General features: G+C 71.8%; 22 protein-coding genes. 14 read left to right on the top strand and 8 right to left on the bottom strand.

Features of this window, described 5'->3' with window-relative positions; genetic code table 11:
- The first annotated feature begins 46 nt into the window (after positions 1–46).
- Entirely contained in the window at positions 47–1,030 is a 984-nt protein-coding gene (locus N538_RS26845; protein ID WP_081790659.1) for an alpha/beta hydrolase, read from the top strand.
- A gap of 8 nt (positions 1,031–1,038) precedes the next feature.
- On the opposite strand, the gene N538_RS0122210 is transcribed toward N538_RS26845, so the two are convergent.
- From N538_RS0122210 to N538_RS29585, 4 genes are all read right to left on the bottom strand, one after another.
- Positions 1,039–1,776 carry a FliA/WhiG family RNA polymerase sigma factor gene (locus N538_RS0122210; protein WP_155992403.1) on the bottom strand — a complete coding sequence of 246 codons (738 nt, stop codon included), beginning with the start codon at positions 1,774–1,776 and terminating at the stop codon, positions 1,039–1,041.
- 9 nt (positions 1,777–1,785) lie between these two features.
- Complete coding sequence (locus N538_RS27740) at positions 1,786–3,615, bottom strand: peptidoglycan DD-metalloendopeptidase family protein (RefSeq protein WP_155992401.1); 1,830 nt, start codon at positions 3,613–3,615, stop codon at positions 1,786–1,788.
- Positions 3,616–3,620: 5 nt separating this feature from the next.
- Positions 3,621–3,935: a hypothetical protein gene (locus N538_RS0122200; protein ID WP_028639111.1), complete on the bottom strand. Its 315-nt coding sequence runs from the start codon at positions 3,933–3,935 to the stop codon at positions 3,621–3,623.
- An 81-nt stretch (positions 3,936–4,016) separates the two neighbouring features.
- Positions 4,017–4,457: a type IV pilin protein gene (locus tag N538_RS29585; protein ID WP_051549543.1), complete on the bottom strand. Its 441-nt coding sequence runs from the start codon at positions 4,455–4,457 to the stop codon at positions 4,017–4,019.
- 199 nt (positions 4,458–4,656) lie between these two features.
- Here N538_RS29585 and N538_RS29150 point away from each other — a divergent pair, with 199 nt between their 5' ends.
- The 6 genes from N538_RS29150 to N538_RS0122165 all read left to right on the top strand — a co-directional run bounded on the left by N538_RS29150 (position 4,657) and on the right by N538_RS0122165 (position 11,466).
- Positions 4,657–5,127, top strand: a complete 471-nt coding sequence (locus tag N538_RS29150; protein WP_028639110.1) for a GspH/FimT family pseudopilin — start codon at positions 4,657–4,659, stop codon at positions 5,125–5,127.
- Complete coding sequence (locus N538_RS0122185; RefSeq protein WP_028639109.1) at positions 5,111–6,829, top strand: type II secretion system protein; 1,719 nt, start codon at positions 5,111–5,113, stop codon at positions 6,827–6,829. Before N538_RS29150 ends, N538_RS0122185 begins: the two co-directional genes overlap by 17 nt.
- Positions 6,826–7,479, top strand: a complete 654-nt coding sequence (locus N538_RS0122180) for a prepilin-type N-terminal cleavage/methylation domain-containing protein (protein ID WP_028639108.1) — start codon at positions 6,826–6,828, stop codon at positions 7,477–7,479. The genes N538_RS0122185 and N538_RS0122180 overlap by 4 nt, the downstream gene beginning before the upstream one ends.
- Before the next feature lies 1 nt (position 7,480).
- Positions 7,481–8,911 carry a hypothetical protein gene (locus N538_RS0122175; protein WP_028639107.1) on the top strand — a complete coding sequence of 477 codons (1,431 nt, stop codon included), beginning with the start codon at positions 7,481–7,483 and terminating at the stop codon, positions 8,909–8,911.
- A gap of 72 nt (positions 8,912–8,983) precedes the next feature.
- Positions 8,984–10,246, top strand: coding sequence for a type IV pilus twitching motility protein PilT (locus tag N538_RS0122170; protein ID WP_028639106.1), 1,263 nt, complete (start codon positions 8,984–8,986; stop codon positions 10,244–10,246).
- Positions 10,246–11,466 (top strand): type II secretion system F family protein, encoded by a 1,221-nt coding sequence (locus N538_RS0122165; protein WP_197025429.1) that lies wholly within the window; start codon positions 10,246–10,248, stop codon positions 11,464–11,466. Before N538_RS0122170 ends, N538_RS0122165 begins: the two co-directional genes overlap by 1 nt.
- A 93-nt stretch (positions 11,467–11,559) precedes the next feature.
- Here N538_RS0122165 and N538_RS0122160 read toward each other — a convergent pair whose 3' ends face one another.
- From N538_RS0122160 to N538_RS26830, 3 genes are read right to left on the bottom strand one after another with little or no spacing between them, the layout of a single operon-like run.
- Positions 11,560–13,206: a GspE/PulE family protein gene (locus N538_RS0122160; protein WP_028639104.1), complete on the bottom strand. Its 1,647-nt coding sequence runs from the start codon at positions 13,204–13,206 to the stop codon at positions 11,560–11,562.
- A gap of 40 nt (positions 13,207–13,246) precedes the next feature.
- The gene (locus tag N538_RS0122155; protein ID WP_028639103.1) at positions 13,247–13,717 is read right to left on the bottom strand and encodes an RsiG family protein; all 471 of its coding nucleotides are present in this window, start codon (positions 13,715–13,717) and stop codon (positions 13,247–13,249) included.
- Positions 13,714–14,844, bottom strand: coding sequence for a type IV pilus twitching motility protein PilT (locus N538_RS26830; protein ID WP_231496301.1), 1,131 nt, complete (start codon positions 14,842–14,844; stop codon positions 13,714–13,716). Before N538_RS26830 ends, N538_RS0122155 begins: the two co-directional genes overlap by 4 nt.
- A gap of 156 nt (positions 14,845–15,000) precedes the next feature.
- Between N538_RS26830 and pilM the strand changes: the two genes are divergently transcribed.
- The 7 genes from pilM (at position 15,001) to N538_RS27730 (ending at position 21,601) form a co-directional block, all read left to right on the top strand.
- A complete protein-coding gene (gene pilM, locus N538_RS26825) occupies positions 15,001–16,110 on the top strand; it encodes a type IV pilus assembly protein PilM (RefSeq protein ID WP_051549542.1) in 1,110 nt (369 codons plus the stop codon).
- Positions 16,107–16,802 carry a hypothetical protein gene (locus N538_RS0122140; RefSeq protein ID WP_028639102.1) on the top strand — a complete coding sequence of 232 codons (696 nt, stop codon included), beginning with the start codon at positions 16,107–16,109 and terminating at the stop codon, positions 16,800–16,802. The genes pilM and N538_RS0122140 overlap by 4 nt, the downstream gene beginning before the upstream one ends.
- Positions 16,802–17,467 (top strand): hypothetical protein, encoded by a 666-nt coding sequence (locus N538_RS0122135; protein WP_028639101.1) that lies wholly within the window; start codon positions 16,802–16,804, stop codon positions 17,465–17,467. The genes N538_RS0122140 and N538_RS0122135 overlap by 1 nt, the downstream gene beginning before the upstream one ends.
- Before the next feature lie 5 nt (positions 17,468–17,472).
- The gene (locus tag N538_RS0122130; RefSeq protein WP_155992397.1) at positions 17,473–18,093 is read left to right on the top strand and encodes a hypothetical protein; all 621 of its coding nucleotides are present in this window, start codon (positions 17,473–17,475) and stop codon (positions 18,091–18,093) included.
- Positions 18,090–18,782 carry a hypothetical protein gene (locus N538_RS0122125; RefSeq protein WP_028639099.1) on the top strand — a complete coding sequence of 231 codons (693 nt, stop codon included), beginning with the start codon at positions 18,090–18,092 and terminating at the stop codon, positions 18,780–18,782. The genes N538_RS0122130 and N538_RS0122125 overlap by 4 nt, the downstream gene beginning before the upstream one ends.
- Complete coding sequence (locus tag N538_RS0122120) at positions 18,779–19,552, top strand: prepilin peptidase (protein ID WP_028639098.1); 774 nt, start codon at positions 18,779–18,781, stop codon at positions 19,550–19,552. Before N538_RS0122125 ends, N538_RS0122120 begins: the two co-directional genes overlap by 4 nt.
- A gap of 87 nt (positions 19,553–19,639) precedes the next feature.
- Positions 19,640–21,601 carry a sensor domain-containing protein gene (locus N538_RS27730; RefSeq protein WP_028639097.1) on the top strand — a complete coding sequence of 654 codons (1,962 nt, stop codon included), beginning with the start codon at positions 19,640–19,642 and terminating at the stop codon, positions 21,599–21,601.
- An 8-nt stretch (positions 21,602–21,609) separates the two neighbouring features.
- On the opposite strand, the gene N538_RS26815 is transcribed toward N538_RS27730, so the two are convergent.
- Positions 21,610–24,171, bottom strand: coding sequence for a putative bifunctional diguanylate cyclase/phosphodiesterase (locus N538_RS26815; protein ID WP_051549541.1), 2,562 nt, complete (start codon positions 24,169–24,171; stop codon positions 21,610–21,612).
- Between the last annotated feature and the right edge of the window lie 181 nt (positions 24,172–24,352).

The raw sequence follows: 24,352 nt of genomic DNA, 5'->3' as shown, positions 1-24,352 counted from the left end.
TCCTTGGTGACGCGCAGCGTAGTGCCCGCTCATACACTCCCACTTCATGATCAGCGAGAGGGAAGCAAAACTCCGTCCCGGCGTACGACTTCTCGACCGCCTGATGAAGGCGAACGCGGGATTCTCCGTCGCCCGGATGACCCCGGAGCAGCTGGTGAAGGCGCAGACCACGGTGATCCCCGACGGCGGCGCGGCCGGCCTCTTCCTGGGCCGGTTGGTCCCGGGTGTCGACGTCCGGACCATGTCGTTCGGTGCGAGGCACGGCGAGCTGCCGCTGCGCGTGTACACGCCGGAGTCCTGGGCACGCACGCCGCGGCCGGTCGTCGTGAACTACCACGGCGGCGGCTTCGTGCTCGGCAGCGCCCGACAGCAGGACTGGAGCTGCGGGATCGTCGCGAAGGAGCTGGACGCCGTCGTGGTGTCGGTGGACTACCGGCTCGCGCCGACGCATCCGTTCCCGGCCGGCGTCGAGGACTGCTACGACGCGCTGCTCTGGGCGGCCGCCCACGCCGACGACCTCGGTGGCGACCCGGCCCGGATCGGGGTGATGGGCGACAGCGCGGGCGGCAACCTGGCCGCGGTCGTGTCCCTCCTGGCTCGCGACGGGGGTGGCCCCGCGGTGTCGCACCAGACCCTCATCTACCCGGTCACCGACATGACCGACGCGATCGACCGGGACCCGTCGTACATCGCCAACGAGCGCGGCATCGTGCTGTCGAACGCCGACATGGAGGTGTTCCACGGCCACTACGTCCCCGACGGGGCGGACCTGGACGACTTCCGGCTCTCCCCGCTGCGCGCCACGGACCTCTCGCACCTGCCGCCCGCGATCGTCGTGGTGGCCGGGCTGGATCCTCTGCACGACAGCGGGGTGCGCTACGCCCAGGCGCTCGCCGACGCCGGCAACCGGGTGACGGTCGAGGACTTCCACCAGATGCCGCACGGGTTCCTGAGCTTCCCGTACTTCAGCCGGGGTGCCCGGCCCGCGATGGACGCGATCGTCGCGTCCATGCGCGCGGCCCTCACCTGACGCGGAGGTCAGTTGAGGTTCTGCACCAGCTTCCGGCGCAGGGCCAGCGTCGCCCGGCTGTGCAGCTGGCTGACGCGCGACTCGGTGACGCCGAGGACCTGTCCGATCTCGGCGAGCGTGAGCCGCTCCCAGTAGTAGAGGGCGACCACGACCTGGTCGCGCTCGGCGAGCTCGCGCACCGCGGCGAGGAAGCCGGGCGGGAGGTCGTCGTCCGCGCCGGGCAGCGCCGTCGTCCCTCGCGGCGCCTCGTCGTCGACCACGGTCTCGAAGCTGACGACGCTGGTGTGGGCGGTCTGCGAGTAGATCCGGCGCAGCTCCTCGACGGTGATGCCGAGCTCGGCCGCGAGCTCCTTGTCCTTCGGCGCCCGGCCGAGCGTCACCTCGAGGCGCGCGCCCGCGGCGTCGACGTCGCGGATCTTCTCGCGCACCGAGCGGGGGACCCAGTCCGAGGACCGGAGCCCGTCCACGATGGCGCCGCGGATCCGGGTGACGGCGTACGTCTGGAACTGCAGGCCGCGCTCGGGCTGGAACTTGTCGACGGCGTCCATCAGCCCGATGACACCGTCGGAGACCAGGTCGTTCTGGTCGACCGAGGGCGGGAGTCCCGAGCGGACACGACCGGCGACGAACTTGACCAGTGGCGAGTAGTGCACGACCAGCCGGTCGCGGGCGTCGCGGTCGCCGTCCTGCTTGAACCGTTTCCAGAGGCCCTCGACCGTGTGGTCGGGAGAGTGGTCCGTCTGCACGGGCACACGCTAACCCGACGTGCCTCCGGAGTACGCGAAGTGCCACGGCTCCGCGCGGGTGCCGGGATGGATCCAGCCGTACGCCGGACCGTGCCGGAGCAGCCAGTCGTTCTCGGGACTGCCGGCCCGCTCCGCGCCGCCGCACAGGTCGACCGCGAGCTCCTGGCCCGTCACCACGCACGGGGCGGTGCCGAACTGGTCGGCGTACGCCGCGCCCATGAGCCGGTAGGCGACGGCCGCGTCGCAGCGCATCAGCGTCAGCCCGTCCGGCGTCGCCGGGCACGGGTCGCCGGTCGCGAACCCGAGCACCAGGGCCGGGTCGTACGGCGTGCCGTCGAGTCGCACCTCGAGGTGCACGTGCGGGCCGCTGGCGTTGCCCTCCTCGCCGACGAGGCCCAGCTGCTCGCCGGCGGCGAGCACCTGCCCGTCGGTGACGTCGACGCGCGAGAGGTGGGCATACAGCGTCTCCACGCCGCCGCCGTGGTCGATCCGGACCAGGTTGCCCGCCCAGTCGGGGTGCTCGATGGTCACGGTCCCCGCGCCGACCGCGACCACCGGCGTGCCGATGGGAGCGGCGAAGTCGAGGCCGGTGTGCTCCCCCGACGACCAACGCGACCCGGGGTCGCCGAAGCCGGCGGTCAGGTGGTAGGTGCCGGGCGCCACGGGCAGGCCGAAGGGGCCGTCGGTCTCGGTGTGCGCCGCGACCGTGACGCCACAGGTGCCGCCGGCGGGGGCGGGTGCGTGCTGGCCGAGGCCGATACCGACCCGGCGGACGCCGAGCAGGTCGCGGGTCAGCGGCCGGACGGCGGCGGTCCCGGTCGTCGGGTCGGCGAGCACGACCTGGTTGCGGCCGACGTACACGCCGGTCTCGGCGAGGCCGTCCTTGCGGCTGCCGAGGACGACCACGTCGCCCATCTCGACCGATGAGGCCGGCACGCCGCGGAGCTGCTGGTACTGACCGGCCGCGTCCGCGGGCGGTGTGAGCCGGGGGCCCGCCCAAGCGGTCGAGACGAGGCCGCCGCACGCGTACGCCGAGGGCGTGGTCGCGCCCGGCACGTCCGGCAGCCCGACGCGCCGGAACGCCTCGGACACCGCGCGCACCGCCTCGGCCGAGATCACCGTGACCGACCGGGCGGTCGCGATGCCGGGAGCGAGGTCGTTGTGGGCGTCCCGCGCCGGCGCGAGCCCCTCGGGGAGGTGGGTCGGGTCCGCGAGCTCGGAGGCGGGAGGCGGCACGACCGCGGCCGCCGCGAGGTCGTGCAGGTAGGCCTGCCAGGCCCGCAGCGCCCGCTGGTTGCGGCGATCCTGGGCGCCGGTGACGTCGTACGCCGGCAGGAAGTGCGCGCGCTCCAGCGCCGCGTCGGCGTACTCGCTCGCGGAGAAGGCCGCCTCGACTCGTGCGCGCCGGCGCTCGGCGCGCTCCCAGGCCCGGCGAGCCTGCTCGGTCGCGGTGATCTGCGCCGCCAGTGCGCTCTGGACCATGTCCGCGATCGCCCGTGCGGACTCCGCGTCGGCGGCGGCGTCGGCGGCCCGGTCCAGGTCGGACTCGCCGCCCAGCGCGCCGCGGACGGCCCCGATGAAGCCGCCGTCATCGCCGCCGACCTCGGCCCGCAGGCGCGCGGCCGTGGCCTCGGCGGCCTCGGCGTTCGCGGTGACCCGCGAGCTCTGCTCACTCAGGGCGACGACCCGGGAGCGGGCTTCGTCGTACGCGGCGCGGGCGGCGTCGACGGAGTCGCGCGCCTCGGAACGGTGGAGGGGTGCTGACTGTGCCGCGTCGGCGTGCGGGGCGACCGCGAGGGCCGCGAGCACGGCAAGGGCTGCAGCGAGACGACGGGTCATGACGGTCAGTCGTCCAGGAAGGCGATCTCCTGGAGCATCGCCACCCCGGGCACCGGGATCGACGCCAGCGGTGCGACCGGGGGAGTGGCGACGGGAGTCGCGGGGACGGAGGGTACGACGGCGGGCGCGGGTGCCGCCCCGCCCGAGCCCGGGACGCCACCGGAGCCCGCCGTCGTGGGGTGGAGCTCCTGCTGCGCCTCCTGCTGGGGGGCCGCGTCGACCGCGAAGATCGTGCGGACCACGGCTGCCATCTCCTGGAGCAGGCGCATCGCCTCCGTGCGCTCCAGCGTGGGTGCCTGGTCTCCGGTCACGATCTCCATGACTGCGGGCTCTCCTTCAGGAAGCGGCCGAGCCGGGCGGCTTGGGGGGACAAGCCGCCCGGCACGGGCACGTGGTGTGGGTCAGGCAGGCGGGGCGACGTCGGCGCAGGCGCCGCCGGCCTTGTTCGACGTTGCGAGACCGCCGTTGACGGAGTCGTAGTAGAACGTGTCGCCGGAGCCCTTAGACGCGTTCTTGCCGGTGATGCAGTAACCCCCAACAGTGGTCGCGCCCTTCGTCACCGCGTACACGCTGGAGTCTTCGGTCACCTTGAAATCGGTGAATGCGGACTTGAGCGCGGCGGTGTCGGCACCTTCCTTGTAGTCCGTGTGGTCGACGTAGTACGTCTCCTCCAGGTCGGCGAGCTGCTTGACGTCCGACTTGACGCCGGCGTCGACGCCCTTCTTCTGCTGGTTGAGGAAGATCGGGATGGCGATCGCGGCGAGGATGCCGATGATGACGATGACGACGAGGAGCTCGATCAGGGTGAAGCCCTGGTCCTTCTCCTTCAGGGACTTCTGCATCCGAGCAAGCATGGTGGGTTCTCCTGTGGGGGATGTGGTGCCGGTTGTGGTGCGCGGTGCCACCGGACTTGCCCGGGGTCCTGGCGCGTTGCACCCAGAACTTCGGAGGCCGGAACCGCGACCTTGAGGATTCGTTGAAAAAACTTCTGGGAATCGCTCAGGACTCAAGTCCCGCGGTCGAGAAGCCGAAGTCTCCTTCGTGCGCGCGACGACCAGGGACGACGGCTTCACCCTCATCGAGGTGATGGTCGTCATCGTCATCTTCGGGGTGCTGATGGCGATCACGGTGACGCGCTACGACCAGTGGCAGGCCGCCAGCGACCAGTCCGGCACCGCGAACGAGATCGAGGCCCTCCTGCGGTCGACCCACCAGCGCGCCATCACCGACGGTGCCGCGCTGTGCGTCCTCTTCGACACCACGGCGGACGAGTACGCCGTGCGACAGGGTGGCTGTGCCTCCCCGGGGGCGGTCGTCGACGGGCCCCGGGACGTGGCCGGAAGCGGCACGCACCTCGCCTCGCCGACGTTCACCGGGTCCGGCGGCGACGGCGTCGTGTTCTATGCGCGCGGCACCGCCACCGGCGGAAGCCTGAAGGTGACGCGCGACGGCTCCGACAAGACCTACACCGTCCACGTCGAGCAGCTGACCGGCCGTGTCACCGTCAGCTGAGCGGCGTACCCGTCCGGTCGACGACGGGTTCACGCTGATCGAGATCATGGTCGCCTTCGGGATCGTGCTCGTCGTCCTGACCGCACTCCTGCCCCAGCTGATCGTCGGGATCCGGTCCGGGGAGGTGGCCCGGCAGGCCACCCAGGCGAAGGCCGTCGCCCAGGGCCAGCTCGACCGGATGCGCAACCTGCCGTACCACGTGGAGCCTGACGCCGGTGACTACCGCGACGTGCTCGACTACTACTTCCGCGACACCACCCCTGCCGGGGCCACCCCGTGCACGGACTCCGACGGCCTGGCCACGTTGCCCATCGGTCACGGGTTCCTCGCCGACGGAGCGGCTCGGTGCTCCTACGAGCCCGAGGGCGATGCCTACCGCTACGTCCTCGAGGACGCCACGAGCGATTTCATCGTCGTCGTCGACACCCAGTTCCTGTCCGCGCCCGCCGCGGACGGCACCTCGCACGTCGTCGAGGTGAACAGCGATTACGACACCCAGGTCAACGGCGACGACAACCCGGCCTCGTTCCAGATCGGCGTCACCGTCACCGTCCTGTACGAGCGCCGCGGCACCACCAAGCCGTTCACGACGTACACCCAGATCGCCGACCAGCCGCTCACCCAGACCCGCATCTCGGCCACCGCCTCGGCCACGGCGATCTCGGTCGGGTCGGTGACCACGTCCAACGGTGCCGTCTCGCTCGACGTCGGCCTCCTCGACCTCGACGGGTCGCTCGGATTCGCCAGCACCGCGAGCGCCAGCCTCGCCGGTGCGTCGGGCGGGCTGTCGACCGGGCAGAAGTCCGAGGGAGCCTCGGTCGCGGCCTCCGCGCCGGCCACGGCGTCGTCCCAGCCCGGTCTCGCCGGAGGCCTGGATGCCGCCTGCACGTTGGCCTGCTGGGGAACGACCCAGTCCGACATCGGCCCGTTGACCGCGACCGACGGGCTGCCCAACGCCGGCTCCGTGGCCTCGCCCATGCAGGCGCGACTGACCGGCACCGACGCAGCGGGGCGCGCCATCTCGTTCGACAACGGCGATCCCGCGACGTACCGCGACGGACTGTCGCTGGCGAGCCCCTTGGTCCGCCTCGATCCCGACGCCGAAGAGACCGTGGAAGGGGTCACGTCGACATGCGGCACGTCGACCGTCGGCACGTCGGCGTTCGTCCGCTCGCTGGGCTACCTCCGGACCACCGACACCAACCCCGTGGTGGAGGCGTGCGCCGTCAGCACGGCGGCCTGGGTCTCCCTGTTCCCGACGGACTTCGCGCCGCGGGGCGTGCTCCGCGTGCGGCTCGTGCACGCCTCGGCCGACTGCCAGGTCGATGGCGCCTCCCACACGGCGCAGACGCCGTCCGTCGACTACGAGGTCGAGGTGAAGCGATGGGCCGGGCCGGGCGACGACGACTACGCGTCGGTGGCGACCATCACCCCCAGCGGCGACGCTGACCTGCCCGATCCCGCGACGCTCGCGGCCGGCGCGGACCACACCGTCGGCGACTACGTCGGTTCGTGGTCGGCGCTCACGACCGCCGGGTACGAACTGACCGCCGTCGGCGGTGTCTCGTCGGTCCAGGTGCCGGGAGCGTTCACGCTCACCAGCCAGCCGGTGCGCACGGGGGCCCTCGACGGCGTCGACCCCACCTCGGCGGTCTCCTTCACGGTCGGCGAGGTCGGTTGCTTCGCGGAGGACGCGCGATGACGGTCACGCGGAATGCCCGGCGACGGGACGACGGCATGTCTCTGGTCGAGGTCCTAGTCGCCGCGACCCTGTTCGGTGTCCTGGGCACGCTCCTGCTGGGACTGGCCATCTCGACCAGTGCGGTCACGCAGGACACCAAGAGCCGCACGGACGTGACCGGGGAGGCGCGGACCGCGCTGGAGAGGATGACCCGCGAGCTGCGCCAGTCCGCCGGCCTCGACGCGGTGACGCTGCCTGGCGATGGCACTGCGACCTCGTTCACGTTCTGGACGGACTTCGACGGCGACGGCTTCCGCGACCAGTCCGCGAGCGACCCCGAGGTCCTGACGTACTGCTGGTCCACGGTGACCGACGAGCTGACGCTCAACGACGACGCCGACTGCGATGCGGCGCGCCCCGTCCTCGCCGGCAAGGTGTCGTCGCTCCAGCTCGAGCTGGACAGCAGCGAGTGGGCCTACGACGCGGACGGCAACGGCACGACGACCTGGCAGGAGCTCGACGCGAAGGCCGGCCTCGGCAACGACAACCACCGGCCGGACGGCGCCGAGCTGCTGCATATCGACCTCGTGGGCGTCACGCTCGTGGTCCGCGACGGGACCGGCGGCGCCCAGACCTTCCACACCTCGATCGACCTCCGGAACAGGATCTGAGATGCGACGCAACCTCACACGACACCGCCGGGACGAGGGATCGGCGATGATCATCACGCTCCTCGCGCTCGCCCTGGTCACCGCCCTCGCGTCGACCGTCTCGGTACTGGCCATCGACAACCTGCAGTCGTCGCACCGGGCCCAGGCGGCCGGTGCCGCGGTCGACGCGGCCGACGCCGGCGTCTCCCAGGCGATGAGCTACCTCCGTTCGTCGGGCGTCCGCGGCCTGGGGTGCTCCCCGGCCTGCGAGTCCAACGCATGGGGCAACAGCACGTCGCCCATGTCGGTCGACGTCCCGGGCGGGGATGGCGAGTACCGCGTGTGGATCGAGGTGGTCGACGCGTACCCGGCCAACGATCCGGGCCTCTACCGGGTCCACTCCACCGGAGCGACCGACGACGGTGCCTCGCGGACCGTCCTGGCGGACGTGGACGTCACCACGAGCAACGTCCCGAAGGGGCTCTTCGCCAAGAGCTTCACCGGTGGCGGCTCGGCCTCGGTGACCCGCGAAAGCGTCTTCTCGACCGGCTGTGTCTGGCATCGCTCGAAGATCCACACGAGCAGCAATCCCGAAGCGCCCGAGAACCTGGATGCGGCGTACGGCATCCCGGTCGGGGTGCACTCCTCGAACTACATCACGGATGCGAACGGCAGCGCGCAATACTGCTCGACCTCGGAGTCCAGTCTGATCCACAAGTCGGGGAAGGGGAAGAGCGCGTCGCAGACGCCCTGTAGCGCCAACTACCCCTACGACCAGGACAAGCTCGGTGGTGCGGCCACCAGCGCCTGCTCGCCGGTCCAGCAGTCACTGGCGACGAAGTACCCCGCCTACTACGGCGCCCAGGACCTCGACAAAGACCTCACTACTGACGTCACCGGATCGTTCATCAAGGACGACAGCTCGCTGATGGACCTCTTCGATCTGAAGCCCGACCCGTTCACGGACGCCGAGCTCGACCAGCTGCGGACGATCGCGGAGTCGCAGGGCAACTACTGGACCGAGTCATCGGGATGGGAGACGCCCGACGAGTCCAACGCGGTCATGTTCTTCGACCTCGAAGGCAGCGACCTCGGCGGCACGGTCGACCTGAACCAGTTCGGCGAGACGGCGTTCTCCCGCAACGGCGGTCTCGCGGACGACACCACGTGCCCGACGAGCTCGTTGCTCATCGTCATCGTCGGGGGCAACGTCAAGATCAACTCCCACACCCAGATGGCTGCCTCGATCTTCCTGACGTCCCCGGCGCCCTACGGCCAGGTCGTGAAGGCGAACGGCACCGCCGACTTCATCGGCACGATCTACGCGGACAAGATCAACCTGGTAGGCACCTTCGACGCCTCGCTGGATGCGTGCTTCCTCGCCAACACCAGTCCGGCGCTGCTGTCGCTCAGCGTGGGTTCCTACCGCGAAGAGGATCGGGGCGTCTCGTGAGGCGGCCTCAAGTCCGACCGTGACCCCGCCGATGAGAACAGTGACCGTTCCGCTCCCGTCCCGGAGGATCCGTTGACCGACGCACCCGCCAACGGCTTCGGCCTCCCGCTCGCGCGGCCGGCCGCGCCCGTCGCCGTCCCGGCCCCGGCGCCCGTAGCCATGCCGACCCTCGTCGCGTCCGCCGCGGTTGCGGCCGCCGCGCCGATCGCGCCGACCCCAGCGGTCGCTGGGGTGCCTCAGGGCCGCCGGATCATGCTGGACGACCTGCTCGCGCACGTCCTGGCGGTGGGCGCGTCCGACCTGCACCTCACCGAGGGCGCGCCGCCGACCGTCCGCCTGCGCGGTGAGATGGAGGTGATGGAGGGCTACCCGCCCCTCGACGCCGAGCAGCTGCGCACGACGCTGTACGGGATCATGACCGAGCGACAGCGGAAGGAGTTCGAGGAGCAGCTCGAGCTCGACTTCGCGTACGCCGTGCCGGGCAGTGCCCGCTTCCGCGTCAACGTCTTCCAGCAGCGTGAGCACCTCGGCGCGGTGATGCGGATGATCCCCTGGGAGATCAAGCCGCTGGAGGACCTCGGCATGCCGGCCGTGCTGGACAGCTTCACGGACCTCAAGCGCGGGTTGGTGCTCGTCACCGGTCCGACCGGGTCCGGCAAGTCGACGACGCTGGCCGCCATCATCGACAAGATCAACCGCAGCCGCCGCGGCCACATCGTCACCATCGAGGACCCGATCGAGTTCCTGCACGAGCACCGCGGCTGCCTGGTCAACCAGCGCGAGGTCGGCGCCGACACCCACGGGTTCCGCAACGCGCTCAAGCACGTGCTGCGCCAGGACCCCGACGTCATCCTGGTCGGCGAGCTCCGCGACCTCGACACGATCTCCGTCGCGCTCACCGCGGCCGAGACCGGCCACCTGGTGTTCGCGACGCTGCACACCCAGTCCGCACAGGACACGATCACCCGGGTCGTGGACGTCTTCCCGGCCGAGCAGCAGCAGCAGGTCCGCACCCAGCTGGCAGCCACGCTCCAGGGCGTGGTGTGCCAGACGCTGGTGAAGACCATCGACGGGCGCGGCCGGGCCGCCGCGGTCGAGGTGATGGTCTGCAACTCCGGCATCCGGGCGATGATCCGCGACGACAAGCTGCAGCAGATCCAGGGCGCCCTCCAGGCCGGCGCCCGCGACGGGATGCAGACGCTCAACGCCCACCTCGCCTCGCTCGTGAAGGCCGGACGGATCAGCTACGAGGCCGGTCTCGAGCACTGCTCGAACCGCGACGACTACGACACCCTCGTCGCGGCGTCCGCCAACAAGCAGGAGGCCTGGCGCTGATGTCCACCTCCACTCAGTACGCCTACAAGGTCCGGGACGCTCAGGGCCGCTTCACCGAGGGCAAGGTCGAGGCGGCCTCAGAGGCCGCCGTCGCGGACAAGCTCCGCGCGATGGGGTACGTGCCCCTGCAGGTGCGCCCGGTGAACACCGGCATGCAGCGGGAGATCCACCTCGGCTTCAAGAAGCGGATCAAGGCCAAGGACCTGGCCGTCTTCGCGCGCCAGTTCGCGACCATGATCGACGCGGGGCTGACGATGCTGCGCGGCCTCACGATCATGTCCGAGCAGGCCGACAACCCCGAGCTCCGCAAGGTGCTGCGGGGGGTCAAGCAGGACATCGAGGCCGGCCAGAGCCTGTCGTCGGCGTTCACGAAGTGGCCGAACGTCTTCCCGCCGCTGATGATCAGCATGACCAGGGCCGGCGAGGCCGGTGGCTTCCTCGACACGACGATGCGCCAGATCGCCGACAACATGGAGGCCGAGGTGAAGCTGCGCGGCAAGATCAAGGCCGCGCTGACCTACCCGACCGTGGTGTTCATCATGGCGATCCTGATGTGCGTCGCGCTGCTGATGTTCGTGGTCCCGGTCTTCCAGCACATGTTCGAGGACCTCGGGGGCGAGCTGCCGCTGCCGACGCGGATCCTGGTGATGCTCTCGGCGGCGATGAAGTACCTGGTGCCGCTCTTCGTGGTCGCGACCGTCGGCTTCGTCTGGTGGTGGCGTCGCTACGGCAAGACCGAGCAGGTCCGGAACGTCGTGGACCCCTTGAAGCTCAAGCTCCCGGTGTTCGGCAACCTGTTCCAGAAGCTCGCCCTGGCGCGCTTCGCCCGCAACCTCGGCACCCTGCTGTCGGCCGGCGTCCCGATCCTCCAGGCCCTGGATATCGTGTCGGACACCACCGGCTCGGTCGTGATCGGGCGGGCCCTCAACGAGGTCAAGGAGTCGGTTCGCACCGGCGAGTCCATCGCCGCGCCGCTGGCGCACCACGACGTGTTCCCCTCGATGGTCGTGCAGATGATCGCGTCCGGCGAGGAGTCCGGCGCGGTGGACCAGATGCTGCGCAAGGTCGCGGAGTTCTACGACTCCGAGGTCGAGTCCATGACCGAGGCGCTCACGGCGCTGATCGAGCCGCTGATGATCGCCTTCCTGGGTGCCCTCGTGGGGTCGATGATCGTCGCGCTGTACATGCCGATGTTCAAGATCTACGACATGATCGGCTGACTCGGTCGCCCATCTCCCGTCGAGTGACGTGAACTGGCTGCACATCCGGCCGGATCACGGCCATTCCACGTCACTCGACGGTCGCGCGGCCGCTCAGGCAACGACCCGGAGGATCTCCTCGATCGACGTCCGCCCCTGCAGCACCTTGGCCCAGCCGTCGTCCTTGAGCGTGGTCATGCCCTGCTCGCGGGCGAGCCGGGTGATCTCGTCGGTCGACGCGCGGGCGACGGCCAGCCGGGACACGTCCTCGGTCACCGCCATCACCTCGTGCAGTGCCATCCGGCCGCGGTAGCCGGTCTGTGAGCACGCCGAGCAGCCCGCGGCGCGGTAGATGGTCGGCACGCCGGCGTCACTGTCCCAGGTGAAGGAGACGCGCTCCAGCTCGGCCTCGTCGGGGACGTACGCCTCCTTGCACCGTTCGCAGAGCGATCGGCACAGGCGCTGCGCGAGCACGGCGTCGAGCGCCGACCCGACGAGGAACGGCTCGATACCCATCTCGATCAGGCGGCTGACGGCCGACGGCGCGTCGTTCGTGTGCAGCGTCGACAGCACCAGGTGCCCGGTCAGCGCGGCCTCGATGGCGATCTGCGCGGTCTCGTGGTCGCGGATCTCGCCGATCAGCACGATGTCGGGGTCCGCCCGCAGGATCGAGCGCAGCGCCGAGGCGAACGTCAGCCCGGCCCGTGCGTTGGTCTGCACCTGGTTGATGCCGGGCAGGCGGTACTCCACCGGGTCCTCGACCGTGATCACGTTGACGTCCGGGCGGTTCAGGATGTTGAGCGTCGCGTAGAGGGTCGTCGACTTGCCGGACCCGGTCGGCCCGGTCGCGAGGATCATGCCGTACGGCTTGGTGTACGACGCGCGGTAACGCTCGAAGTTCTCGTTGCTGAAGCCCAGGTCGTCCAGGCCGAGCTGCGTGTTGCTGGTGTCGAGGATCCGGGCGACCACCTTCTCGCCCCACACGGTCGGCAGCGTGGCGACCCGGAGGTCGACTCGACGACCCTGGTGGGTGACGGACATCCGGCCGTCCTGGGGCACCCGCCGCTCGGCGATGTTCATCTCGGCCATGATCTTGAGCCGGGAGATCACGCCGTTCTGGATGTTCTTGGGGGAGCGGTGTGCGTCGTGCAGCACGCCGTCGATGCGGTACCGCACCCGCATGTCGCGCTCGGTCGGCTCGATGTGGATGTCGGAAGCCCGGTCACTGATCGCCTGCGTGATCAGCAGGTTCACGAAGCGCACGATCGGCGCCTCGTCGGTCACCTCCGTGAGCGCGTTGAGGTCCTCGGCGTCATCCTCGGGGGCGAGGTCCGAGGTGAGGTCGTGCATCTCGCCCTCGGCCCGGTACACCTGGTTGATGCGGGTCTCGATGTCGGCCCGGTTGGCGATCGCGAACCGGATCCGGCTGCGGGTCAGCCGGCTGAGGTCGTCCTTGAGCTCGATGTCACCGGCCTGGCGGATGCTCACGGCCACCACGAGCTCGTCGTCGTCGCGTGCGAGCGGCAGGACGCCGGCCCGGCGGGCGAACTCGGCGGGCAGCAGGCTGACCGCGGTCATGTCCACGATGAAGTCGGACAGCTCGACGTAGTCGAGCCCGGCCGACATCGCCGCCGTCCGGACGACCGCGGAGCGGTCGACCCAGCCGCTGTCGAGGAGCACCTCGAGGACGGTCTGGGCCCGCTCGCCGGCCGCACGCTCGGCCTCCTCGACCTGGGCCTGCGTGACCAGGCCGGTCTCCAAGAGGGCGCGAACGGTGTCGCCTGAGCTCTGGGGGCGCACGTCAGTCCTCCGGAATCACGGCGAGGGCGGCCCGGGGGTTCTCGCGGTAGCGCGCGATCAGCTCGGCGGTGGCCTCGTCGATGCGCTGGTGCAGGGCGCGACGGTAGTCGGTCAGCTGCCGCTCCGCGCCGGTGAGGCGCTCGACGGCGTCGGCAACCTGAGCGTCGTCGCGCGGGTCCACGTCGGTGGCCCACATCTCGGTGAGCTCGGGGAGCTCCGGGAGTGGCTCGGCGGCGCGCACGCTCACCAGCGCCTGACGGGTCTGCCCGGTCCCGGTGTCGCCGAGCACCCGGACCAGGTCGGGCAGCGTCAGCACGTGGTCGGTGGCCCGTTCGGCGGCCAGCAGGTCGAGGCGGGCATGCACCAGACGGCGCCAGTACGACACCCGGTCCTCCTCGGCCTCCAGGCGGTGCCGGTACTCCCGCAGCGCCGGCAGATCGAGCGCTCCGATGTCGGCGCTCTCCGGCCTCATCGCGGCGGCTCCGCGTCGACCAGGGCCGGGTCCACGCCGGCGCGCTTGAGCATCACGCCGAAGTCGTGGGTGTTGGTGCTCACGACCTTCGCGTCCTGGACGGACACGCTGCCGTCGAGCACCAGGCGCACGAGGTGCTGGTCGAAGGTCTGCATCCCGGAGTACGCGCCGTCCGCGACGATGTCCGGCATGCTGTCCGTGCGGTCCGGATCCGCGATCGCCTCCGCGAGCCGTGGCGTGTTCACCGCGACCTCCATCGCGACGACGCGGCCGGCGCCGTCGGCGCGTGGCACGAGCCGCTGGCACACGATGCCCTGGAGCGACGCCGCGAGCGCGAGGCGCACCTGCTTCTGCTCGAACGGCGGGAAGAAGTCGATCACGCGGTTCACGGTCTCCTTCGCGTCGGTGGTGTGCAGCGTCGACATCACGAAGTGGCCGGTCTCGGCTGCTGACAGCGCCGCGCGCACGGTGTCGGCGTCGCGCATCTCGCCGATCAGGATCACGTCCGGATCCTGCCGCATCGCCGCCCTGAGGGCGACGCTCCAGTCGGCGGTGTCGGTGCCGAGCTCGCGCTGGTTGACGCTCGCGGTCTTGTCCCGATGGATGACCTCGATCGGGTCCTCGATGGTGAGGATGTGCACGGGCCGGGCCTCGTTGACGGCGTCGACCATCGCCGCGAGGGTCGTCGTCTTCCCGGACCCGGTCGGGCCCGTCACGAGCACGAGACCGCGAGGCTCCAGCGACAACCGCCGGATGACGTCGGGCATCCCCAGCTCCGCCAGGGTCTTCGGCTCGTCGCCCACCAGTCGCAGCACGCACCCGATGGCGCCTCGGGAACGGAACGCGTTGATCCGGAACCGCCCGATCCCGGGCACCGCGAGGGCGTAGTCGGCCTCGTTGGTGCTGTTGAACGCGTTCTCGACATCGGGCGGCATCGTCTCGCGGACCAGCGACTCCACCGCGGTGGCGGTCAGCGGAGGCACCTCGAGGGGCACCAGCGAGCCGGAGATCCGCACCCGGGGCGCGCTGCCCACCTTCAGGTGCAGGTCGGAGCCGTGGTTGACCACCACGGCCTGGAGGTACGGCGCGATCTGCAGGGTCGCCGCCGTCTCCCGAGAGTCGTTCACGGTGCTTGTGTAGCACGTCGGCGCACCCCCGAGCCTCCCCGCATCCAGACCGGTCCGGAAATTCTCGCGCCGGGGGTCAAGTACGCCGGTGGCGCCTCCGATGACATCAGTGACGCACTGCGCCCACCACCATCTCGGAAGGTCCCCGGAGAACACATGGCACGCACCCTGGTCGGCCTCGACATCGGCAGCACCGGTGTCCGAGCCGCCGAGTTCGTCCCCGGTCGTCGACGCGCCACCGTCCGCCGGTTCGCGAGCGTCCCGCTCGCTCCCGGAGTGGTCCACGCGGGCACCGTCGTGGACGGACAGGCCCTCACCCAGGCGATCCGCCAGCTGTGGTCGCAGGGCAGGTTCGGCACGAAGGAGGTCGCGATCGGTGTCGCCAACTCCGGCGTCCTGGTCCGGCAGATGGACCTCGACTGGATGCCGCCGGCGGACTTCCGCAAGGCGCTGCGCTACCAGGTGCAGGACGTGCTGCCGTTCTCGGTCGACGAGGCCAACCTCGACTACCACCTGCTGGACGAGCCGGAGGTGCCGGACGAGAACGGCGAGCCGCGACGGGTCGCCCGGATCCTCCTCGTGGCGGCCGCGCGGGAGGTCGTCGACTCGTTCGTCGCCGCCGCGCGAGACGCCGGGCTCCGGACCCGCACGGTCGACCTGCTGCCGTTCGCGCTGTTGCGCGCACGGACCCCGGCCCTGGTCGACGGTGCGCACGTCACCGAGGCGATCGTCGACGTCGGGTCCGACGTCGTGTCGGTCGTGGTCCACCACGGCGGCGTCCCCCGCTACGTCCGGATGATCCCCGGCGTCGGCGGGGACCTGGTCACCCAGGCCGTGCAGCAACGCTACGACTGGACGTGGGAGGAGGCCGAGCGGACGAAGGTGTACGTCGGCCTGCCGGGCCACGCCCACCTCGACCCGAGCCAGCTCGAGTCCGTCGCGCCGCGCTCCGACGGCCTCGACCACGCCGCCCAGCAGGTCGTCGCGGTGGCCGCGAGCCAGCTCGCCGGCGAGATCGAGACCACCCTGGACTTCTACCGTGCCTCGGCGGGTGAACTGGACAGCCCGGTCGGGCAGGTCCTGCTCGCCGGTAGCGGCTCCCTCCTCGGCGGCTTCGCCGAGCATCTCGCCGAGCGCCTCGACGTACCGGTGGAGCGCCTGGACGTCGCCGGCACGCTCAGGATGCGGGGCCGCGCGCACGTCGCCGGTCTGGACCCGGCCGCCCTCGCCGTCCCGGCGGGCCTCTGCGCGGGAGCGGCTCGATGAGGCGCCGCGAGCGGGCGGTCGTGCCGACCATGCCGTCGGTCAACCTCCTCTCGCAGTCCGAGTTCGACCGGATGGCCGCGCGCCGGCTGCGTCACCGGTTCGTCGCCGGCGCGGCCGTGCTGCTCGCGCTCGTGGGCGTGGCCACCGGCGCTCAGCACGCCCGCACCCAGGAAGCGCAGAAGCTGGTCGCCGTCGAGCAGTCCGAGACCAGCCGCCTCACCGCGCAGACGCAGGTGCTGGCCCCGGTCCGGGCCTACGTCAACGGCGTGTCCGTGCAGGAGCGCACCGTCGGCGAAGCCATGGCGAACGAGGTCTACTTCTCCCAGGTGCTCGGCGGCGTCCGCGACGCGACCCCGCCGGGTGCCCAGCTGGCCACCCTCGCCGTGACGCTCGCGCCGCCGACGGATGCGAGCGGTACCACCGCGACCACCGAGAATCCGTGCCCCGGCCCGGACCCGTTCAACACCCGCGTCGTCGTGGGTTGCGTGCAGATCTCCGGGACGGCCGGCAGCAGGGCCGAGGTCGGTGACATGGTCATCGCGCTCGGCGACTCCGGACTGTTCGTCGAGCCGTTCATCTCGACCACGACCACCGGCGACTCCGACCAGGTGACGTTCTCGGGCTCGGTCGGCCTGTCCGAGAAGGTCTACAGCGGCCGCTACTCCGACGACACCACCCAGGACGGTCAGTGATGGACCTCGGCACCCCCGCCGCCACCAAGGTCGTCGGCGTCGTCGGCCTGCTCGCGGTCGCCGGCCTGGGCTGGATGTTCGCCGTCGGCCCCGAGACGAGCAAGCTCGCCGATGCTCGTGCTGAGGTGACGACCGTCCAGGACCAGAACGCCGTGCTCGGCACCCAGCTGGCGGGACTGGTCAAGCAGCAGGAGCAGCTCGGCGACACCCGGACGACTGCCCGCATGCTCGCGAAGAAGTTCCCGCCGACCGCCGACCAGCCGGGCCTGTTCGAGATCGTCACGACCGCCGCCGTCGACGCCGGCATCGGCGCGAAGGGCGTCACCACCCTGACGCCGACGCCGCCGATCGTGGACGGTGCGGACCCCAGCGCGCCGGCCACCAGCACATCCACGAGCACATCGACGACGACCCCGGCCACGTCTCAGCTCGCGCGCCAGACCGTCACCGTCTCCGTCACCGGGACCTATGACCAGACCGAGCAGCTGCTCGTGAACCTCGAGCACATGCAGCGTGCCTACCTGGTCACCTCGGTCACGCTCGCCGGCGACGGCACGACGGGGGCGTTCACCACGACGATCACGGGTGAGATGTTCGTGATGCCCCCCGTGAAGGACCCCGGCAAGACCGTCGACGTCTCCAGCACCACGACCGCGGAGGACTGATGAACGTGAACCTGCCCCTCTACCTCACCGGGCTCGGCCTGGTGCTGCTCTCGATGGTCGGGCTGCTCGTCGTGGTCCGGCGCAGGGGCCGATCCCTGCCGGCCGCCGACGTCGAGGAGCAGGCGGAGGTCCAGGCCGTCGTCGAGCCCCTGCTGGCCGAGCCCCACCCCGACGTCCGGGCCCTGCGCGCCCAGGTGCGCGTCCTCGAGGAGGCCCTCGAGCGGGCCGCCGAGTCTACGCTCGAGCAGCCCGACCTCGCCTCCTACCGTGCTCAGGTCCGAATCGCGGTCGAGTCCGTCGCCCGCCGTACGTCGGCCGACGCCGATCCGCTCCTGGTGGCGGCTCGGGTCTCTGCCGCAGTCGCGCGCCTCGACGCGGCTCCGGCCGCCCGGGTCACCCTGCCCGTGCCGTTGCGTCGCCCGGTCGCCACGGCGCCGGTCGTGACGGTGACTCCGCCGGCCCTGGAGATCACGCAGTCCGCGCCGGTCGACGATTCGGACATCGTCGACCGCGAGCCTGTCGCCGAGCCGGTCGTGGTCGAGGAGGAGGTCGTCCTCCCCGTGCCCCCGCCGGCGACCGACGTGCCGCGCCGCAGCAAGCGCCGGTCGCGGAGGTCCGCAGCATGAGCGCCACCGACTTCGCCGAGCTCTCGGAGCGGTACGCCGAGCGCGGCGACCTCCGGATGGCCCAGCTCGCCGCGTGGGCGGCGGACGTGCACACGCTGGAGGAGCTGCTCTGGGAGAACGGTCTCGGCCAGGCGCCCGATCCCGACGCCCAGCTCGCGGCGGTCGGCGAGTCCGTGGCGGCGTCGCTGGAGAACATCGTCCTGCCCGCGCGCCTGTCCGCCCGCGCCCTCCTCGACGCTGCGCGCGAGGCGATGGTGACGACGTTCGACCAGTCGGTCCACGGCCTGCTGTCCGACCGCTTCGGCGACCTCGACCACCTGGACCACGCGCACGTTGCGCAGGAGACGCCGAGCAGCCGGACGGAGGACCGGCTGGACGGTCGCACGGCGGCGGAGCTCGCCGCCGAGCTGCGCACCGCCGCCGCCGACTGCGCCACGATGGCGACCCTGCTGGGCGCCGGGGGAGAGGACGGGCCGGCGGTCCGGCTCGCGCGCCAGGCCGACGCCGCGGCATTCGAGGCCTACCTCGTGCTCGCCGCGATCCGCAGCGGCGACCACACGCTCGCCACCGTCGACCTCCGGTGGGACCTGGTCGCGGAGCAGTCCGGCCGGGAGCGGTTCGCCAGCGCGGTCGGCTCCGCCGAGCACGCGGCCCTGCACCTCGTCCTCGAGCCGGCGGACGCCCCGTGATCCTGCTCGCCGGCGTCCTCGGCCTGCTGATCGGCTCGTTCCTGAACGTGGTCATCCACCGCGTGCCGGCGGGTCTGTCGCTGGTCTCGCCCGGGTCCGCATGCCCGGCCTGCGCTCACCCCGTGCGCGCCTACGACAACGTGCCGGTGGTCTCCTGGCTGGTGCTCCGCGGCCGCTGTCGCGACTGCGCGGCACCGATCGCGGTCCGCTACCCGCTCGTCGAGCTGGCGACCGGGCTGCTGTTCGTCGTCGTGGCCTGGCGCTTCGGGAGCACGCCGTACGCCGCCGCCGGGCTGGTGGTCGCGGCTGCCGGGGTCGCACTGTTCATGATCGACCTCGACCACCGGCGGTTGCCCTTCTCGATCACCGGGGCGACCGCCCTCGGCGCCGTCATCGCGCTCGGCATCGACGTCGTCCGCCACGGCGCCGCCCCGGTGCCGACCGCGCTCCTCGCGGCCGGCGCCTGGCTGGCGGTGTACGGCGGCATCTGGCTGGTCACCGGCGGCCGCGGCATGGGCCTCGGTGACGTCGCGCTGGCACCGGTGCTGGGTCTGGTGCTCGGCTGGCTGGGCTGGGGCCCGGCCCTGGTCGGCCTCGGTGCCGGCTTCGTGGTCGGCGCCGTCGTCGGCGTCGTCCTGATCGCCTCCGGGAGCGCGGGTGCGAAGTCACGCGTCCCGCACGGCCCGTTCCTCCTCACCGGCGCCGCGGCCGGCATGCTCGTGGGTGCTCAGCTCGCCTCCGCATACCTCAATCTGGTGGGACTCCGCTGAGCCTCAAGTACGCGTCGGCGGAAGCCGATGACGAGAGCATGGGGGATCACTAACATGAGTCGCCTTGACGCAGCGCGTGGGGGGCACATGCGGGAAATCGACCAGGGGCAGCTGCTCGCGAGCATCGCGGCCACCCTGCACGACTGCATCCTCTCGGTCGACGCCGACGGCACGATCCGGTGGGCGAGCCCGGCGACGGAGAGCGTCCTCGGCTGGCGTGCCGAGGACCTCGCGGGCGGGGAGCTCGCGATGCTGTTCCCGCCCGAGGGCGGGGAGCTGCGCGACGCGGCCATGCAGCGGCTGCTCGCGGGCGAGCGGGTCGAGCCGTTCGTCGAGGGCGTCGTCCGTCGCGACGGCTCCTCGTTCAAGGCCCAGCTCACCCTCGGTCCGGTCCACGGCCCCGGCGGCGCCATCGGTGTGATCGCGGTGCTCCGCGACGTCAGCGCCCAGCTCAGCGAGCAGCGCGAGCTGGCGCAGGCACTGGAGATGTCCCGCGCGCACTTCGACCAGGCGACCACTCCGCAGGCGATCCTCGACCTCAGCGGACACCTGGAGTCCGTCAACCCGGCGTGGTGCGAGCTGTTCGGCCACGGCGAGGGCTGGTTCGCCGACTGCGACCTCCTGGACCTCGTCGACCCGGTCGACGCCGACAACGTCGTCGCGCGCCTCGCCCGGCTGCGCGCCGGCGAGATCGACTCGATCAGCTACCACGGTCTCTTCCGGGACGCGGAAGGTGGCGACCTCAACCTGCTGCTCGACGCCAGCCTGCTCCGCGAGCCGAACGGCACGCCGTACGCCATCGCGGCCTGGGCCGGCGCGGACGACGAGAGCCAGCTCGAGCTGACCGAGGTGCTCAGCCTGCGGGCGTGGGACACCGCGGTCGTGCTGGACGGCGACCTGACGATCACCTTCGTCGCGGGCGCGGTCACCCGGATGCTCGGCTACGAGCGCGACGACCTCCTCCACCACCTGAGCTGGGAGTACGTCCACCCCGGGGACACCGGTGCGGTCGTGGAGATGCTCGAGCGGCTCCACGAGGATCCGCGGCGCAGCCGGGACGTCGTGGTCCGGGTCCGCGACGGCGGCGGGCAGTGGCGCTCGGTCGAGGTGACGGCGACCAACTGCCTGGCCGACCCCGACGTGCAGGGGTACGTCGCGAACCTGCGCGATGTCACCGAGCGGGTCCAGTCCGAGGAGGCGCTCCGGCTCTCCGAGGCGCTGCACCGCGCGATGGTCGAGAGCACCCAGGAAGGCATCCTGGCGACCTCGCCGGACGGTCTGGTGATCTTCGCGAACGAGACCGCCGCCGACGTGCTCGGCCGTCCCGTCGAGCTGCTGTCGGGCGAGGACCCGGTCCGGCTGCTCGGCCTGCACGGCGAGGCGCGGGTCGACACCGACGGCGTCATCGAGGTGCACGAGGTCGTCTACCGCCGCCCCGACGGGGACGAGCGCATCCTCCGGGTCTCCCGCCGGCCGCTGAACAGCCGCAACGACCGGCTCGGGGTCCTCGTCTCGGTCGCCGACGTCACCGATGCCCGGCACGCCGAGAGCGTGCTGCGCAGCCGCGCGCTGAACGACCCGCTCACCGGGCTGCCGAACCGCTACCTGTTCACCGACCGGCTGGAGACCGCCGCGGCCCGCCACGAGCGCAGCCCCGGTCGCGGCACCGCCGTGCTGTTCATCGACGTCGACCGGTTCAAGCTCGTCAACGACGGCTTCAGCCACGAGACCGGCGACAGCGTCCTGCGCGAGATCGGCTCCCGGCTGCTCGCATCGATCCGTGCGACCGACACCGTCAGCCGGCTCGGCGGTGACGAGTTCGCGGTCATCTGCGAGGACACCGGCGCCGAGGAGGCGGAGGTGATCGCCGAGCGCATCCTCGCGGCGTTCGCGCCGCCGGTCGTGGTCGACGGTGCGGACCACCGGGTCAGCATCAGCGTCGGGGTCGCGCTGGCGCCGCCCTACTCCTTCGACGAGGTGGTACGCCGGGCCGACGAGGCGATGTACCGCGCCAAGCAGTCCGGCGGCGGCCGGGTGGGCCTCGCCTGACGTTCCGCTCAGGAGGCCGAGGCGTCGCCGAGCTCGACCTGGTGCGCGACCTGGCCACCGTGCGCGGCGCAGTCGGCCGGGTGGTCGCCGTACTCGAGCCTGAGCTCCGACTCGGCGTGCAGCCGACGGCGCAGGTCGGTGGAGACGCGCAGGCTCAGCAGCGGCTGCGTCACGTGCCCGAGCTCGGCGTGGATGCCGACCTCGCCCGTGACCGCGCTGACCTTGCGCAGCGCACTCCCGACCACCTGCTCGAAGCGGGTCGTGTCGAGCCGGCCGTCCGGGCCGGTGACGGCGCGGAGCGTGTCGTAGGCGTCCAGCTCGACCAGCTGCCCCCGGGCGACGGCGGCGGTGTGCAGCCCACCGAGCGAGCGAACGAACTCGGCGCGCCGGCTCGGGCTGGTGACGACGATCCACCCCTGCCCGGCCTCGAGACCCCCGCGCAGGCAGCACGCGGACCGTCCGCCGGCCGGGTCGAGGGGGCGGCGCGTGACGTTCCAGGGCCGCGGTGCGGCGACGGCGCGGCGCTCGGACCGCTTCGCCGCGCGGGCGGCTCCGGCTCCGGGAAGGTCGTAGAGGGGGACCGCGCCGCTCCACCAGAAGCCCTGGGCGGTGGCGCACCCGAGCCGGCGCAGCAGGTCACGCTGCTCCACGGTCTCGATGCCCTCGGCGACCGTCTCCAGGCCGAGGCCGCGCGCGAGGCGGACGATCGCCTCGGTGATCGCGAGGTCCTCGGGCCGGTCGACGGCGTCGCGCACGAACGACCGGTCGATCTTCACGCCGGTCACCGGCAGCTCGCGAAGGAAGCTGAGCGAGGAGTAGCCGGTGCCGAAGTCGTCGAGGTGCACGCCCGCGCCGAGCGCCCGCAGGCCCTCGAGCGAGGCGCGGGCCGCGTCGCGGTTCTGGAGCACCGCCGTCTCGGTGACCTCCAGGACCAGGGACTGCGCCGGGAGGCCCGAGCGGTGCAGGGCGTCGGCGACCGTGGCCACCAGCCGGCTGTCGTCGAGGGAGCGGGCCGAGAGGTTCACCGCGACCCGGACGTCCTCCGCCAGGTCTCCGGTGTCCCGCGCCATCGCGATGTCCAGGCAGGCGCGGTCGAGCACCCAGCGGTCCAGGTCAGCGATGAAGCCGTGCGCCTCGGCCAGCGGCACGAACGTCGCGGGCGACACCGCGCTGCCGGAGGGGTGCTGCCAGCGGGCCAGCGCCTCGACGCCGACGATCCGCTCGGAGGTGAGGTCGAAGACCGGCTGGTAGTGCACGTCGAGCAGGTCGTGGGCGAGCGCCTCCCGCAGCTCGGCCGCGAGCCGCCGCTGCTCGCCGGCCCGACGGGCGAACGTGGCGTCGAAGACCTGGCTGCGCGAGCGCCCCCGGGCCTTGGCCTCGTACATCGCGACGTCGGCGTGCTTGAGCAACGTGCTGGCGTCGCCGTCGAGGGGAGGCGAGACGGCGATGCCGACGCTGGCCCCGATCCGGAGCGCGCGGTGCTCGACGTCGATCGGCTCGGCGATCACGTCGATGACGTTCCGGGCGAGCTTGGCGGCCGCGGCGACGTCGGTGCCGGGGGAGACGATCACGAACTCGTCGCCTCCGGAGCGCGCCACGATGTCGGTCGGCCGGACCATCGCGCGCAGCCGCTCGGCGACCTCCACGAGCACCCGGTCGCCGACCACGTGGCCGTGCAGGTCATCGACCGCCCGGAACTGGTCGAGGTCCGCCACGAGCACCGCGACCGGCGTGCCGATCCGCCGTGCCTCCCCGAGGGACTGGGCGAGGCGGTAGGCGAGGTACGCGCGGTTCGGCAGGCCGGTCAGCGCGTCGTGCATGGTCTGGCGGACCAGCTCCGCCTCGAGCTCGCGACGGCCGCTGATGTCGCGACCGACGACGATGATGCCGTCGGCGTGTGCGGTCGCGTCGAGCGTGACCTCGGCGAGCTGGCCGTCCCGGCAGCGCCGGACCGTGTCGTGTCCACGGACGGCCTCGCCGCGCTGCGCGACCGCGAGCAGGCGGCGTGGCTCGTCGGAGCCGGGCGGGTGCAGGAGCGCGACGTCGCGGCCGAGGATCTCCTCGGCGGTGTAGCCGTACAGTGCGGCGGCTGCGCGGTTCCAGCTGGTGACCTCGCCGCCGGCGCTGACGGTGAACACCGCGTCGGTCATCGAGTCGACCACGCCGGCCAGCTGCGCTGCCGAGGACTCGGCGGCGGCGAGCTCCCGGCGCAGCCGGGCGTTCTCGGCGGTCTGACGGACCAGACGGAGCCAGTCGCCCCCGAGGTCGTGGGGGCCGAGCACCAGGTCGGCGACCTCGTCGAGGCCGGTGGCGCCCGGGAGGGCGTCGGCATGGGCGACCACGAGCGCCGCGGTTCCGCACCGGGCGCGGACGGCACGGGCCACCTCGGCCGCGGCCAGGTCCGGCACGGTGGTGGCGACGAGCACGCAGTCGAAGCTCTCGGTGGCGAGGGTCGCGAGCGCCGAGGGGAGCGTGAGCGCGTGGGTAGCGAGCAGCTCTGCGGCTGCTGCCCTGACTGCCGTGGCAGCGGCTCCGCCTCCGGTGTCCGCCGTGACGACGAGTACCGACAAGGCAGACCGCGTGCGAGCGACGGTCTCCCTCCCCATCTTTCCCTCCCGAGTGGTGTGGTCCGGAACGCAGCCCTCCCAAGCTGCATCTCCGGTGCCGAGTGTGACTGCTGTGGCACGTGTTGGCAGCAAGTTGTTGAAACTGGTCCAGACCTGGGACGTCCGAAAGTACGGATCATGACGC

Source organism: Nocardioides sp. URHA0032, from assembly GCF_000620645.1.
GTDB lineage: Bacteria > Actinomycetota > Actinomycetes > Propionibacteriales > Nocardioidaceae > Nocardioides.
The sequence above is the reverse complement of the archived record's forward strand: the minus strand, read 5'-3'. Positions and strand labels throughout refer to the sequence as shown.